The organism is Nocardioides immobilis, from assembly GCF_003515065.1.
Lineage (GTDB): Bacteria > Actinomycetota > Actinomycetes > Propionibacteriales > Nocardioidaceae > Nocardioides > Nocardioides immobilis.
The window spans coordinates 285,480-299,624 of the sequence record NZ_QXGH01000011.1 but is presented as its reverse complement, the minus strand read 5'-3'; the positions used below and the strand labels follow the sequence as shown (position 1 = coordinate 299,624).

Annotated in this window: 12 protein-coding genes; 9 read left to right on the top strand and 3 right to left on the bottom strand. The window is 72.6% G+C overall.

Going from position 1 to position 14,145, the window contains the following annotated elements; genetic code table 11:
* The first annotated feature begins 4 nt into the window (after positions 1 to 4).
* The 4 genes from D0Z08_RS07040 to D0Z08_RS07025 all read left to right on the top strand — a co-directional run bounded on the left by D0Z08_RS07040 (position 5) and on the right by D0Z08_RS07025 (position 4,899).
* Positions 5 to 1,888, top strand: coding sequence for an FHA domain-containing protein (locus D0Z08_RS07040; protein WP_118924039.1), 1,884 nt, complete (start codon positions 5 to 7; stop codon positions 1,886 to 1,888).
* A gap of 52 nt (positions 1,889 to 1,940) precedes the next feature.
* Positions 1,941 to 2,486 (top strand): cell division protein FtsQ, encoded by a 546-nt coding sequence (locus D0Z08_RS07035; protein ID WP_118924037.1) that lies wholly within the window; start codon positions 1,941 to 1,943, stop codon positions 2,484 to 2,486.
* 84 nt (positions 2,487 to 2,570) lie between these two features.
* On the top strand, positions 2,571 to 3,260 hold the full coding sequence (locus tag D0Z08_RS07030; RefSeq protein ID WP_118924035.1) for a YcnI family copper-binding membrane protein: 690 nt from the start codon (positions 2,571 to 2,573) through the stop codon (positions 3,258 to 3,260).
* 4 nt (positions 3,261 to 3,264) lie between these two features.
* Positions 3,265 to 4,899: a copper resistance CopC/CopD family protein gene (locus tag D0Z08_RS07025; RefSeq protein WP_118924033.1), complete on the top strand. Its 1,635-nt coding sequence runs from the start codon at positions 3,265 to 3,267 to the stop codon at positions 4,897 to 4,899.
* A 3-nt stretch (positions 4,900 to 4,902) separates the two neighbouring features.
* Here D0Z08_RS07025 and D0Z08_RS07020 read toward each other — a convergent pair whose 3' ends face one another.
* Positions 4,903 to 5,808: a hypothetical protein gene (locus D0Z08_RS07020; protein WP_118924031.1), complete on the bottom strand. Its 906-nt coding sequence runs from the start codon at positions 5,806 to 5,808 to the stop codon at positions 4,903 to 4,905.
* A gap of 239 nt (positions 5,809 to 6,047) precedes the next feature.
* On the opposite strand from D0Z08_RS07020, the gene D0Z08_RS07015 reads away from it, so the two are divergent.
* Genes D0Z08_RS07015 through D0Z08_RS07000 form a run of 4 tightly spaced genes read left to right on the top strand, consistent with a single transcriptional unit; the run spans position 6,048 to position 11,340 of the window.
* The gene (locus D0Z08_RS07015) at positions 6,048 to 7,772 is read left to right on the top strand and encodes a S8 family peptidase (RefSeq protein ID WP_118924029.1); all 1,725 of its coding nucleotides are present in this window, start codon (positions 6,048 to 6,050) and stop codon (positions 7,770 to 7,772) included.
* A gap of 45 nt (positions 7,773 to 7,817) precedes the next feature.
* Complete coding sequence (locus D0Z08_RS07010; protein ID WP_118924027.1) at positions 7,818 to 8,798, top strand: phosphotransferase; 981 nt, start codon at positions 7,818 to 7,820, stop codon at positions 8,796 to 8,798.
* Positions 8,798 to 9,376, top strand: a complete 579-nt coding sequence (locus D0Z08_RS07005; protein WP_118924025.1) for a TIGR03086 family metal-binding protein — start codon at positions 8,798 to 8,800, stop codon at positions 9,374 to 9,376. Before D0Z08_RS07010 ends, D0Z08_RS07005 begins: the two co-directional genes overlap by 1 nt.
* 11 nt (positions 9,377 to 9,387) lie before the next feature.
* Entirely contained in the window at positions 9,388 to 11,340 is a 1,953-nt protein-coding gene (locus D0Z08_RS07000) for a TIGR03960 family B12-binding radical SAM protein (RefSeq protein WP_118924023.1), read from the top strand.
* 87 nt (positions 11,341 to 11,427) lie between these two features.
* Here D0Z08_RS07000 and D0Z08_RS06995 read toward each other — a convergent pair whose 3' ends face one another.
* Positions 11,428 to 12,135 (bottom strand): hypothetical protein, encoded by a 708-nt coding sequence (locus D0Z08_RS06995; protein WP_118924022.1) that lies wholly within the window; start codon positions 12,133 to 12,135, stop codon positions 11,428 to 11,430.
* 46 nt (positions 12,136 to 12,181) lie between these two features.
* Positions 12,182 to 12,403: a hypothetical protein gene (locus D0Z08_RS06990; RefSeq protein ID WP_118924020.1), complete on the bottom strand. Its 222-nt coding sequence runs from the start codon at positions 12,401 to 12,403 to the stop codon at positions 12,182 to 12,184.
* Positions 12,404 to 12,499: 96 nt separating this feature from the next.
* Between D0Z08_RS06990 and D0Z08_RS06985 the strand changes: the two genes are divergently transcribed.
* Positions 12,500 to 14,143: an alkaline phosphatase D family protein gene (locus D0Z08_RS06985; RefSeq protein WP_118924018.1), complete on the top strand. Its 1,644-nt coding sequence runs from the start codon at positions 12,500 to 12,502 to the stop codon at positions 14,141 to 14,143.
* The last annotated feature ends 2 nt before the right edge of the window (positions 14,144 to 14,145 follow it).

Sequence of the window (14,145 nt, the reverse complement as noted above, 5' to 3'; positions counted from 1 at the left end):
CACCATGTCTCCGCTGGTGGTCGAGGTGGACGGTCGGGTCCTCCGCCTCGAGGGGAACTCCGTGATCCGGATCGGTCGGGCGATCGACGCCGAGGTCGTCCTGACCGCCGGTTCGGTGTCCCGCCAGCACGCCGAGCTCCGTCCGGTCGACGGGGAGTGGGTGCTGGTCGACAGCGGCAGCCAGTTCGGGACGTACGTCGACGGGGTCCGCGTCGTCGAGCACACGATCAGGCGCAAGACGGTGGTTCGGTGCGGTCCGGTCGCCGCCGGCTCGGAGCTGACCATCACCCCCGCGGCGCTCGCGGCGGTGGACGAGAAGTCCGCGGTCCACCCGCCTGCTCCGCCTCCGCCTCCGCCTCCGCCTCCCGCGCCGGCCGAGTCGTTCGACGAGCCCACCATGCCGCCGATGCCCGGCGAGCGGCCGGTCGCGCAGTCCCGCTTCGCGCCGCCCCCGCCGCCTCCCACGCCGGCCTCCCTCCCGACACCACCCGCATCGCCCGCCTCCGTTCCGGGCCCGTCCGGCACCCGCGTCGCCGGTGCCCCGGTCCCACCACCGCAGGTCGTCCCGGCCGGGTTCGACCAGACCCAAGTGCTGGCGGCCCAGCCGGCCGCGCCGGCCGCCCCAGGCGGGCCGCCTCCGGCGCGCTCGGGCCCCGACCTGCTGCTCGTCGCGGAAGGACAGGAGCACCGGTTCCGGCACCCCGCGCAGATCACCATCGGGCGGCTGCCGGACAGCACGGTGGTCCTGAAGGACCCCGCCGCGTCGCGCCTGCACGGCACCGTGGCCAGCGTGCCCGGCGGCTGGACCTACACGAACCACTCCAACGAGGGCACGTTCCTCGACGGGCGCCGCGTCACCACGAAGAAGTTCGACGACCGCACCGTGCTGCGGCTCGGCCATCCGGTCGCCGGACCCGAGGTCACCCTGGTGCCGATCCTGTCGGCCGTGGAGGAGGAGAAGCGGATCGCCCGGCGCCGCCTCACCCGCCGGCTGCTGGTCGCGGGGATCGCCGCCGGCGTACTCGTCCTGGTCCTGGGCATCGCCGCGGTGGCCGTCGTGGTGGGGCGCGACGACGACAACGACGGCTCCGGCAACGACGACGCGGCGACGTCCGACTCCACGGACGCCCCGACCGACGTCACGACGGACCCCGGATCGCCCGACGACCTGACCGAGGCCGAGCTGGACGCGGCGAAGGCCGCGACGGTGAAGATCATCGCCGAGAGCCACTCGCTCGAGTTCCCCGACCAGGAGTTCGCGTACGCCGGCTCCGGGTCGATCATCCGCGAGGACGGGCTGATCCTCACCAACGCCCACGTCGCCGCGCCTGAGACGCCGGGGATCGTCGAGACCTACGGACCCGAGGCGGCGATCGCCAACCCCGAGTTCCTGCTGATCTCGATCACGGACGGCGCGACGGACACGACGGCGCCGCCGGAGTACCGCGCGTGCCTGGTCGAGGCGGACGGCTACCTCGACGTCGCCGTCGTCCAGATCTGCGCCAAGGCGGACGGATCGCCCCTCGACGAGGAGCCCGACCTGCCGACGGTGCCGATCGGCGACTCCGCCGATGTCCGCGCCGGCGACGACGTCACGGTGCTCGGCTTCCCGGGCGTGGCCGGCTCGGGCGACTCGATCACGGTCACCACCGGCGCGATCTCCACGGTGCTCAACGACCCCGATCTCGGGCCGCGCTCGGAGTTCGACACCGAGGCGCGGATCGCGCCGGGCAACTCGGGCGGCATGGCGGTGGACAACGACGGTCAGCTCATCGGCCTCCCGACCGCCCTCGAGTTCGACCAGGGCACTCCGATCGCCAGTGGCCGGATCCGCGCGATCGATGTCGTCCGCCCGTTGATCGAGCGCGCCGAGCAGGCGGTCGGCTGAGCCCGGCCGACGCGCGTTCCGGGGGCAACCTGGCTTCCGGCATCATGATCGGGTGCTGATCGTGCGCGAGGTGCCCCGTCCCGGGGTCCGCGTGTCCGCAGGACTCGCAGCGGCGGAGACGACCGCCGCGCTCGGGATCGCGCACACCGCGGCCGGCGGAGCGCTGCCCTCGGCGGGGTGGCTGCTGGCCATCGCAGTCACGGCGTACGGCGCGAGCCTGCTCGTGCTGCGCGGCCGGGTGCCCGTGCGCGTGGCGATGCCGGCGCTCGTCGGGCTGCAGGTGGTCCTGCACGCGTGGCTGGTCGCGATCACGGCCGACACCGGCGTGCACCCGCACGGCTCGGCCTCCGACCCCCTGCTCGGCCTGACCTGGCCGATGCTGCTCGCGCACCTGGCGGCAGGCGTGGTCGCTGCGGTCGCCTGGGCGCTGCGGCGGCGCGCGGTCGACGTACTCCTCGGCTGGTCGGACACCCCCGGCCCCGAGATCCCGCACCGCGCCCGGGTCGCCGCGCGCGCCGTACGACCGACGCCGCCGGGACGCTCGGCGCGGACGTTGCCGACGCGCGGCCCACCGCGGCCGCTGCACGCGGCCGCCTGACCGAGTCCTCGACGAACCCTGTCCGGATCGGTCGGTCGGCTGCGCCTGCCTGCCGCACACCGATCCCCAGACAAGGAACACACCATGCATCTCAGACACATCGTCCTGCCGGCGGCCGCAGCCGCCGGCGCCCTCGCGCTGGCCGTCGCGCCAGCGTCCGCACACGTGACCATCACGCCCGACACGACGGCGGCCGGCTCCTACGCCGTGCTGACCGTCAGCGTCCCGCACGGGTGCGAGGGCTCGCCGACGACCAAGGTTGCGATCCGGCTGCCCGACGAGATCTACGCCGTCACCCCGACCCGCAACTCGTTCTGGGAGACGGACACGGTGATGAAGCGGCTCAGTGAGCCGATCGCCGACGCCCACGGCAACGAGATCACCGAGCGGGTCGAGCAGGTCGTCTACACGGCCCGCACGCCGCTGCCCGACGGGCAGCGCGACACGTTCGAGCTCTCGCTGCAGCTGCCCGACGCCGAGGGCGAGACACTCGCGTTCCCGGTCCTCCAGTCCTGCCAGCGGGGCGAGACCGGCTGGACCGAGGTGGCCGCTGAGGGGCAGGACGCCGAGGAGCTCGAGCACCCCGCGCCGCTGGTGACGATCACCGCGGCCGAGGGCGGCCACGGCGGCGAGGCGCCGGCGGTCTCCACCGACGCGGACGGGGGCGACGGCTCCGACGACGACGGCGACGGCCTCGCCCTGGCCGGGCTCGGCACCGGCATCGTCGGGATCGTGGTCGGCGGCCTCGCCCTGGCGCGCACCCGGAAGGCCTGAGCCGATGGTGAGGCGTGCGCTGACGGCGGTGCTGCTCGCCGGGCTCCTGGTGGGCTCGGCGGGCGCGCCGGCGTCGGCGCACGCCTCGCTGGTCTCGTCCGATCCTGCGGAGGGCGAGCTCCTCGCCGAGGCGCCGGACGAGGTGACGCTGACCTTCGACGAGCCGGTGTCGGTGGTCGACGACGGCATCCGGGCCTACGACGCGGCCGGCGATCCGCTCGACGTCGAGGCCGGGGCGCGCGACGAGGTGGTGACGGCCGACCTGCCCGCCGACCTCGCCGACGGGACGTACGTCGTCACCTGGCGGTTCGTCTCCAGCGACGGCCACCCGATCGCCGGGTCATTGACCTTCCACATCGGCGCCCCGAGCGAGAGCGTCGCCCCACCTCGCGACGGGCCCGCGACCGACGACACGGCGATGCGGGACGTCGCGAGCATCGTCCAGGCGCTGTCGTACGTCGCCCTGCTGCTCGCGGGCGGCCTCACCATCTTCCTGTCCTGGACTGCGCGGGGCATCCGCCTCCACGACGCCGTACGACGGCGGCTGCTGCGGCTCCAGCGCGGATCGGCGCTCGCCGCGGTCGTGATCGCCGCGGTCGGGGTCGCCGTGTCCGGCGCCTACCAGCGCGGAGCCGGCATGGGCGGCCTGATCGAGACCGCCTCGCTCGACCCTTCGCTCGTCGGTGACGACCTCACGGTCCTCGTCCTCCAGGCGATCGGGCTGGGGCTGGCGGTCGTCCTGGCCGGCCGCTCCACCCCGTCCCTCGCCGGCGACATCGGCGCCGCCCTGGCCGTCTGGTCGCCGGCGCTGGTCGGCCACACCCGCGCCTACGAGCCCGTGTCGCTGCTGGTCCTCACCGACGCGCTGCACCTCAGCGCCGGTGCGGTCTGGCTCGGCGGCCTGGTGGGCCTGGCCGTCGTACTGCCCTCCGTCGCCGGCCGGGAGCGCGACGGCGCCCTCGTGCTGAGCCGGTTCTCGACCGTCGCCGCGGCCCTGCTGGCCGTCCTGGCGGTGGCCGGCGTCCTGCTCGGGTGGCGGATCCTGGGCTCCTGGAGCGGTCTCGTCGACACGACCTACGGCCGGCTGCTGCTGGTCAAGGTCGGGATCGCGCTGGTGGTGGCCGGCGTCGCAGCCTGGAACCGCTACCGGCTGCTCCCGCAGGTGAGCGACGGCCCGCACGAGGCGCGGCGGCGGGCGACGTACGGCGTCCGCCGGGTGGTCCTGCTCGAGGCGGCGCTCCTGGTCGGGCTGCTCGGCGTGACCGGCTTCCTGGTGGAGCAGCCGCCGCGCGCCGAGTCCGGGGTGGCCGCGCCGGCTCCGGCGACCACCGTGGCGCGGGCGGTCGCCGGCGACCTGCAGGTGCTGGCGGTGCTCGACGCGACCGGCGGCCGCCAGCGACAGCTGCTGGTGCAGGTCCAGGACCTCGGTGGCGAGCCGGTCGACCTCCACGACCGGCCGGTGGTGTCACTCCGCAGCGCCGAGGTGGACCTCGGCGCGGTTCCGGTCGCACCGACCGGAGCGGGCACCTTCGTCGCCGACGTGACCTTCCCGACCGCGGGGGAGTGGGAGGTGCAGGTGAGCCTGCGCGTCGGCGAGTTCGAGAACCCCGTCACCACGCTGACCGTCGAGGTCGACTGACGATCAGGCGGCAGGCTCGACGGTCGCCGTGACCGGCACCGTGTGCAGCAGCCCCTCGACCCGGACCTGCACGACCAGCCGGTAGTCGCCGGCCCGCTCGAACGTGGTGTGGAAGGTCAGCCGGGTCCCGTCGTCGGTCGGCTCGGGCTCGCCGTACGGATGCACGTGCACGAACACCCGGTCACGCGCGGTGCGGCCGCCGGTGCGGAAGCCGGACACGTGCGCGGAGGTGCCGAGATAGGTCCCGAGCGTCACCGGCTCGCCGTCGACGGTGGTGACGACCAGGTGGAGCCGGCCGTTGTCGCCAACGGCGCCGGTGCCGTCGACCCGCACCTGGATCAGGCCGTCGTCGCCGGCGTCGCTGGTCGGCAGCGGTGCCGCGCGCCAGCTGCCCGGCACCGTGGCCACCGCTCCGAGCACGACAGGTCGTTCCGCCCCGCTCGGCAGGAAGTCGGCGATGACCCGGTAGCCGCCGGGGTCGTCGAGGTCCACCGGCGCGGTCCAGGTGCCGTCCTTCGCCAGCGTGGGGTGCAGGTGGCGGTAGACGGCGTAGTCGGTGCGGACGACGTAGAGGTGCATCTGCTTCGTCTGCTGCTCGGTGAAGTCGGTGACCGGCCGACCGTCCGGGCCGAGGATCCGGAAGGTCATCGCGCCGGGTCCGTCCGCTCGCCGGGGGAGCCGGACCTCGGCCAGCCGGTAGCCGCCGGCTGTCGCGCGGGTGCCGTCGCCGACCGGGGCCGGGTCGGCCTCGCCCGGTGCGTGCGCGTGGCCGGCGCCCTCGGCCGGTGGGTTGAGCACGATCCGGTCGGGATCGGCCGGGGGCTCCTCGGCTTCGCACGCGGCCGTCAGTGCCAGGGCGAGGACGCTGACGACCGCCCAGGAGAGGCGGCCCGCGGTCGTCGTACTCATCTCGCCGCCGAGTCTAGGGAGTCGGTCCTCGTGGCCTGCCGAGGGCGGCGGCCGACGGGAGACCTTCCGGGCCTGGCGGGCGATGTCCGGAGAATGTTCGATTCGTGCAGGAAGGTGCAGTGCAAGAACTTGAGCGTATGCGGGGGGAATGCCGCGTCACTAGGTTCCGGCAGGGTGCCCGATCGGACGCCCGAGGACGCGGCCCCACCCGGGCCGCCCGAACCACCAAGGTGACACACATGTCCACAGCAACACCCCGCGTCATCACGCGGGCGATCGCCACTGCCGCAGTGGCGCTCGCAACAGGCGGTGCCCTCGTCGGCTCAGCCACCTCGTCCGGGGCCGCGCCCGGGGCTCCGGACGCCCACCCGCTGAGCATCCAGAAGGACGACCTCGCGCCGGTCGTCGGGCGATCGGCGGCCGGCGCCATCGACGGCCGCTACATCGTCGTGCTCAACCAGCAGGCGTCGCGGACGGTCGCGGCCGACGCGCGTGCCCTGGCTGTCGACAAGGGCGGCCGGATCACGCACCAGTACCGGACGGCCCTCAACGGCTTCTCGGCGAAGCTGCCCGACCGCGCGGTGCAGGCGCTCCGGGCCAACCCCGCCGTCGCCTACATCGAGGCGGACCGGCGGGTCTCCATCGACGGCGACCAGACCGGCGCCACCTGGGGTCTCGACCGGGTCGACCAGCGCAACCTGCCGCTGAGCTCGACCTACCACTACGACCAGACCGGCGCGGGTGTGAAGGCCTACATCATCGACACCGGCGTGCTCACCACGCACAGCGAGTTCACCGGCCGCACCGCCACGGGCTACTCGGCGATCGGTGGCACCCCCACCGACTGCAACGGTCACGGCACCCACGTGGCCGGCACCGTCGGCGGCACGACGTACGGCGTCGCCAAGGGCGTCACGATCATTCCCGTCCGGGTCCTCGACTGCAACGGAAGCGGCACCGACTCCGGCGTGATCGCGGGCATCGACTGGGTCACCTCGAACCACACCAGCGGCCCGGCGGTCGCCAACATGAGCCTCGGCGGCGGCGTCTCCTCGGCGCTCGACACCGCCGTCAACAACTCGATCAACGACGGCGTCTTCTACGGGGTGGCGGCCGGCAACGACTACGGCGCCAACGCCTGCAACGGCTCGCCGTCGCGGGTCGCGGCCGCGGTCACCGTCGGGTCCACCACCAGCAGCGACGCCCGTTCGGACTTCTCCAACATCGGGTCCTGCCTCGACATCTTCGCGCCGGGCTCGAGCATCAAGTCGGCCTGGCACACCTCGACGACCGCGACCAACACCATCAGCGGTACGTCGATGGCCACGCCGCACGTGGTCGGTGCAGCGGCGCTCTACCTGCAGGCCCACACCGCCGCGTCGCCGTCGTCGGTCTCGTCCTGGCTGACGACCAACGCGACCACCGGCAAGGTCACCAACCCCGGCACCGGCTCACCGAACCGGCTGCTCCACACGCTCGAGGGCACCACCCCGCCGCCGCCCCCGCCGCCGACGGGCAACCTGCTCGCCAACCCTGGCTTCGAGTCCGGCAACACCGGCTGGAGCGCGACGTCCGGCGTGATCACCAGCTCGACCAGCCGTCCCGCTCGGACCGGCTCCTGGAAGGCGTGGCTCAACGGCTACGGGTCGAGCAGCACCGACACCCTCAGCCAGAGCGTCACGTTGCCGGCGAGCGGCACCAAGACGCTGGCGTTCTACCTCCGGATCGACTCGGCGGAGACGACCACGGCGACGGCGTACGACACGCTCAAGGTCCAGATCGTCTCGGGCGGCGTGACCACCACGCTCGCGACGTACTCCAACCTCAACAAGAACTCGACGTACGTCCTGAAGTCCTTCAGCCTCGCGGCCTACGCAGGGAAGACGGTGACGGTGCGGTTCGCCGGAGCCGAGGACTCCAGCCTGCAGACGAGCTTCGTCATCGATGACACGTCCGTGAGCTAGCCGAAGTGGGTGCGCGCCCGGTCGATCAGGAGCACCATGTGATCCATGGCGGCGTTGATCGACCGGGCCGCGCTCGACTCGGCGACCGCGTACGGGACCCTGGGTGAGGACGGACGGTCGGGGGCTGCCCTGCAGCGGCTCACGCTCGCCGACGGGCGTCGTGTGGTCGTCAAGCACTACGACCCCGCGGCCGACCTGGTGATGCAGATGGTCGGCGACGACCACGGTCGCGAGGTCGCGCTCTTCCTCTCCGGCGCGCTCGACGACCTCCCGCCGACGGTGCACCACCCGATCCTCAACGCCTGGTACGACGGCGACGGCCGCGGGGTCGTCGTCATGCGCGACCTCGGCGACGCCGTGATCACCTGGGACCATCTGCTGCCTCCGGCACAGGTGCGCGTGATCCTCCGCGGCCTGGCCGACCTCCACGCCGCGCACCGCGGCCGGACGGAGCCGACCGACACGTCGCTCGACCGCCTCATCGGCATCTTCCAGCCGGCGCGGATCGCGCGCTTCGCCGGCAACGGGCTCATCGACGCCGCGCTCCGGGGGTGGGAGTACTTCGCGGAGGTGGCGCCGGACGAGGTGGGACAGAGGGTGCTCGCCCTCGCGCTCGACAGTGGCTCGCTCCTCCGGGCGATGCGGGACCAGACGCCCACTCTGCTGCACGGGGACGTGGCGACCGTGAACCTGGCGCTCGAGGGCGACGGCGTGACGCTGTTCGACTGGGGCCTCGCCGCGGTCGGGCCGGCCGAGTTCGACGTCGCCCGGATGCTCGTCGGCTGTGCCCATGTCTTCGACCTGACCTTCGACGAGTTCCTGGCGCTGCAGCGGGAGGTGGCGGGCGCGGACCACGACGAGGCGTCCTTGGAGCTCGCGCTGCTCGGCGGCCTCACCTGGTTGGGGTGGAACAAGGCGCTCGACATCGTGGAGCACCCCGACGAGGGCGTGCGCGCCCGGGAGCGGGCCGGACTGGACTGGTGGCTGGCGCAGGCCGGCCGAGCCTTCGAGAGAGGACTGGTGTGATGGACACCGAGGAGATGCACCGCCGTACGGTCGAGTGGTGGAAGGTCTGTGTCGACGGCGTCGACGACGAGCAGTGGGGCGAGCCGACGCCGTGCGCCGACTGGGACGTGCGGGAGCTGGTCAACCACGTGACGGGCGAGGACCTGTGGACGGTGCCCCTCCTCGAGGGCAGCACGATCGAGGACGTCGGCGACCGGTTCGACGGTGACGTCCTCGGTGACGCACCGGTGGCTGCCGCCCGTTCGGCGGCCGACGCGGCGGTGACCGCCGTCGGCGGGCTGCTGCCGCAGTGCGACACCGTGCACCTGTCGTACGGCGACGAGCGGGCCGACGAGTACGTCTGGCAGCTGGCCGCCGACCACCTCATCCACGGGTGGGACCTGGCGGTCGCGATCGGGGCCGACGCCCGGATCGATCCCGAGCTGGTGGCGGCGCTGGCCGAGTGGTTCGCCTCGCGTGAGGAGATGTATCGCGGCGCGGGCGTGGTGGGCGACCAGGTCGCGCTCAACGGCGACGACCAGCACGACCTGCTCGCGCGGTTCGGTCGCGATGAGGGTTGGACGCCTTCCGGCTCGTAGAATCGGTACCTATGCCTGAGTCCCTCTTCTCCCGCCTCGAGCCGCACCTGCTGTCGGTGTCCAAGCCGATCCAGTACGTCGGCGGCGAGCTCAACTCGGTGAGCAAGGAATGGGACGAGACCGAGGTGCGCTGGGTGCTGATGTACCCCGACGCCTACGAGGTCGGGCTGCCCAACCAGGGCGTGCAGATCCTCTACGAGGTGCTCAACGAGCGGCCATGGATCCTGGCCGAGCGCACCTACGCGGTGTGGCCCGACATGGAGGCGGTCATGCGGCGGGAGGGGATCCCGCAGTTCACCGTCGACGGCCACCGCCCGGTCGGCGCGTTCGACGTGTTCGGCGTCAGCTTCTCGACCGAGCTCGGCTACACCAACCTGCTCAACGCGCTCGACCTCGCCGGCATCCCGATCCACGCCGTCGACCGCACCGACGACCACCCCGTCGTGATCACCGGTGGGCACGCCGCGTTCAACCCGGAGCCGATCGCCGACTTCGTCGACGCGGTCGTCCTCGGTGACGGCGAGGAGGTCGTGCTGGCGATCTCCGAGGTCGTCCGTGAGTGGAAGGGCGAGGGGTCCCCTGCTGGATCGATGGGAAGCGGGCGGCTCGAGCTGCTCCGGCGTCTGGCCGTGAGCGGTGCCGTCTACGTGCCGCAGTTCTACGACGTGTCGTACGACGCCGAGGGGTTCATCGCGAGCGTCGTACCCAACCAGCCCTGGGCGCCGGACCGGGTCCGGAAGCACACGCTGATGGACCTCGACTCCTGGCCCTACCCGGCCAACCCGCTGGTGCCGCTCGCCGAGACCGTGCACGAGCGGTTCAGCGTCGAGATCTTCCGCGGCTGCACGCGCGGCTGCCGGTTCTGCCAGGCGGGCATGATCACCCGCCCGGTGCGTGAGCGCTCGATCGAGACCATTGGCGCGATGGTCGACAACGGCATCAAGAAGACCGGCTTCGAGGAGGTCGGGCTGCTCTCGCTGTCCAGCGCCGACCACACCGAGATCGGTGAGGTGGCCAAGGGTCTGGCCGACCGCTACGAGGGCTCCAACGTCTCGCTGTCGCTCCCGTCGACCCGGGTCGACGCCTTCAACATCACCCTTGCCAACGAGTTCTCCCGGAACGGCCGGCGCTCCGGCCTGACGTTCGCGCCCGAGGGCGGCAGCGAGCGGATGCGGAAGGTGATCAACAAGATGGTCACCGAGGAGGACCTGATCCGCACCGTTGCGACGGCGTACTCCCACGGCTGGCGCCAGGTGAAGCTCTACTTCATGTGTGGCCTCCCGACCGAGACCGACGAGGACGTGCTGCAGATCGCCGAGCTGGCGAAGAAGGTGATCGCCAAGGGTCGCGAGGTCTCCGGCCGCAACGACATCCGCTGCACGGTCTCGATCGGCGGGTTCGTGCCGAAGCCGCACACGCCGTTCCAGTGGGCGGGTCAGCTCGACGTGGCGACGACCGACCGCCGTCTTCGCGAGCTGCGCGAGGTCGTGCGTGCCGACAAGCGCTACGGGCGTGCGATCGGCTTCCGCTACCACGACGGGCAGCCCGGCATCATCGAGGGACTGCTGTCGCGCGGCGACCGCCGGGTCGGCCGGATCGTCGAGCAGGTGTGGCGCGACGGCGGCCGCTTCGACGGCTGGAGCGAGCACTTCTCCTACGATCGCTGGACCGCTGCCGCCGAAGCCGCGCTCGACGGCACCGGCGTCGACCTCGACTGGTTCACCACCCGCGACCGCGAGTACGACGAGATCCTCCCGTGGGACCACCTCGACTCCGGCCTCGACAAGGACTGGCTGTGGTCGGACTGGGAGGACGCGCTCGCCGTCGGCGACGGCACCTCCGACGTCGAGGTCGAGGACTGCCGCTGGACCCCCTGCTACGACTGCGGGGTCTGCCCGGAGATGGGCACCGAGATCCAGATCGGTCCCACCGGCCACACGCTGCTGCCCCTCACCCCGGTGTAGCCAGCCGGAAGTTCTGGCGGATCTCCGGCCGGCCTGTCGACCTCGTCGGCAGTGAATCGTGCCGCCGACCGGCGGCTGACCGACGTCCTACGGCTGCTCGGGCGTCGCCATGTCGAACGCGCCACGCAGGTGCCTGCCGTCACCGTTGACGACCAGGCAGGCGACCTTGTCGTTGGTCACGGGTTGGGCGGTCTCGGTCAGGGCCCAGATGAAGTAGTCGCCCGCGCGCAGGATCTCCTTCTGCCGCTCGCTGAACAGGTTGCGGCAGTTGACGTCGATCTGGCTGTCGTCGTCGAAGTCGTAGCCGGCAGCCTCGTCGGCGTCGAGGACCTTGACGGCCAGGACCTCCGCGTCGTGGGCGGTCGAACAGTCCACGACCTCCAGCCCGGACACCGGGTCGGTCGTGCCCGGATCGAGCCCGGAGCCGTTGACGCACTGTCCCTCCGCGAGGTCGTTGGCGTAGATCTCCGTGCGCAGGGGTGCCGGGTCGCCTACGTCGTCCGAGCTGCCGATGCCGCCGATGATCCCGACGAGGCCGCTGATGCAGCTGCCGAACGTCGTCACGACCACCGCGATCGCCACACCCCACGGCCAACGCCGGTTCTTGGTCGGTGCCGGCGTGAGCAGCGGCGCCCCGATGGCCGTTCCGTACGGCGTGCTGCCGTACGGCGCGTTCCCGTACGGCACGAACGGCGCGGCGGCCGCAGCCTCGGACGGCTCGCCGTCGGGCGTGGCATCCGGCTGGTACGGCGTGAAGCCGCCCGCGTCGTCGTACGGATCCTTTCCCTGGCCCACGGGTCGCAGCGTAGGGCCTGCCGGAGCCGGGGAGGAGCAGTTCTGGTCAGCCGGTCCTGCCCAGCACGTCGGCAGCCGAGACCGTCGCGTGGCGGTCCTCGATCACGTCGGCGAGGCGGCGGATCTCGTCATCGCTCATCTCGACGCCGACCTGGTCGGCGCCACGGCGCAGCTCCTCGGCCACGGTGCCCTCGGTAGCGCCGTCCTGCCACGAGGTCACGCGGTCGACGACGGCCTGGATTGCTTCGATCCTCTCGTCTGCAGTCATGCCGGAGCGGTACCCGATGTCCTGGGGGCGATCCGGTCACGGAGTCTTCACGCCGGTGTCGACCCCCGGACGCTGAGTCAGGCGAGGTTGATGGCCATGCGTTCGACTCGGAGAAGCATGCTGCAGGCCGGCGTCGTCGCCGGCGCAGCCACCGTGACCGTCACGGGGCCGCTCGGCCTCCTCGACACCCGGGCCAGCGCCGCGGCCGCGCCGCTGCGCCGGGACCCGTTCACGCTCGGCGTCGCCTCGGGAGACCCGCTCCCCGACGGCTTCGTCATCTGGACCCGGCTCGCTCCGTCGCCGATCGAGCCGGACGGCCTCGGCGGCATGCCGTCCCGCAGCTATGAGGTGCTGTGGCAGGTGGCGACCGACGAGCGGTTCGCCGACGTGGTCCGGTCGGGCACGGCGACGGCGTCACCGGCGTGGGCGCACGCGGTCCACGTCGAGGTGGCGGGCCTCAAGCCGGGGCGGGAGTACTACTACCGGTTCCGGCAGGGCGGATGGACCAGCGCGATCGGCCGCGGCGTCACGACACCGGCGCCGGGCGCCGCCGTACCGTCGATGACGATGGCGTTCGCCTCGTGCTCGAACCTCCCGGCCGGCTACTTCTCGGCGTACCGCGCTCTCGCGGACGAGCGGCCGGACCTGGTCCTGCACCTCGGCGACTACCAGTACGAGGGCGGCGGCGACGGCGTCGGCCGGCACCACGCGGGACCGGAGACGGTGACGCTCGCCAACTACCGGCAGCGGCACGCGCAGTACAAGACCGACCCGGACCTCCAGGCGGCCCACGCCGCCGCGCCGTGGCTGGCCGTGTGGGACGACCACGAGGTCGACAACAACTACGCCGACGAGGTCGCCGAACGGGCCGTCGAGCAACCGGGCTTCGCCGAGCGCCGGGCGACGGCGTACCGCGCCTACTACGAGAACCTGCCGCTCCGGCGTACGTCGGTGCCGAGCGGCCCGGACCTGCAGCTCTTCCGCCGGGTGCGGTGGGGGACCCTCGCCAACTTCCACATGCTCGACTCGCGCCAGTACCGGTCCGACCAGGCGTGCGGCGACGGCTACAAGGACTGCGTCGAGGCAGCCGACCCGTCGCGCTCGCTGCTCGGCGCGGAGCAGGAGGCGTGGCTGGCCGACGGGTTCGCCCGGTCGGAGGCGACCTGGGACCTGCTCGGCCAGCAGGTGTTCTTCGGGAAGCGCGACCGCGACCCGGAAGCGGCGACCACGGTGTCGATGGACGCGTGGGACGGCTACCCGGCGACCCGGCAGCGGGTCGTGCAGTCGTGGATCGACGCCGGTGTGCGCAACCCGGTCGTGCTGACCGGAGACGTGCACGCGCACTGGGCCTCGGACGTGTACGCCGACTTCGCCGACCCTGCTTCGGCCGTGGTCGGCTCGGAGCTCATCACGTCGTCGGTCTCCTCCGGGGGCGACGGGTACGACGAGCCGACGGGCACCCACCCGTGGGCCGCGTGGAACCCCAACCTGCGCTTCTGGACCAACCTCCGCGGCTACGTCAGCACCACGATCACGCCGGACGCGCTCACCGCGCGCTTCCGGTGCGTTCCGAAGGTGACCGAGCCCGGCGCCGCTGCCTTCACGCGCGCGACGTTCGTGCTCGAGGACGGGGTGCGGGGTCTCCAGGAGGAGGGCACGAGCCTGCGTCCGCGTCGTACCAACGCTGCTCCGGGCCGCGACGCGATCGTCCGCGACACGATCCGGGAGGAGACCAACTAGCT